The sequence below is a fragment of the Vibrio sp. 2134-1 genome, assembly GCF_033339495.1.
In genome coordinates this window covers 1-605 of sequence record NZ_JAWOUS010000654.1, presented here as the reverse complement: position 1 = coordinate 605, position 605 = coordinate 1, and the positions used below count along the sequence as shown (strand labels likewise).

At 45.1% G+C, this 605-nt stretch carries 1 pseudogene; it reads left to right on the top strand.

Annotated features, from left to right (window positions below):
• Nucleotides 1-605 (top strand): annotated as a pseudogene (locus R7R78_RS27795) (hypothetical protein); the annotation flags it as partial.

The window sequence follows — 605 nt, the reverse complement described above, 5'->3', positions numbered from 1 at the left end:
CCAAGGACAAATGATGGTGCAAGGAGCGCCTGAGGAAATAAAAACCACCACATATTTGGCGGTAGCAGCGCGCGATGATTATCACGGTAATAACGATCATGCATGGGTCACAACGCGCTTTGAGTTACCCGTTATCACACCCGATCAAAATGACACAGAACACTCGTTAGTTGGCGATGTAGTTTATCGCCTAGAGACGACACAAAATCTTGCAGGTATCGCGTACGCGTATGAAGTGGTGTATTGCGAAGCGTTTCAGTTTGAAAACGAAGAAGTGTACTTTGCCGCCTCCAACAACAAGCGGTTATGCCCAGAAAAGGGAGCACTAAAAAAAGTGGGCCATTATAAAATCAGTGATGACTCGTTGATTGTTAGCGCAAATGGTGCTCGTCAAATCTGGACCACCAAAAAGGTGTACCCATCTCAGGTTCATAAAGAGACTCAGAACTATTTCACCACCGTGTTTGATGGCAAACAATTCGAAAGCTATACCATGCAAAAGAACAAGCAGTCCATGGAAAAGCGCATCAATGTCCACACTGGCGAGTACGAATATCAAGGAACGTCGTTTGACTACCTCTTTCCAATTTCAGGAGGAGGTTACA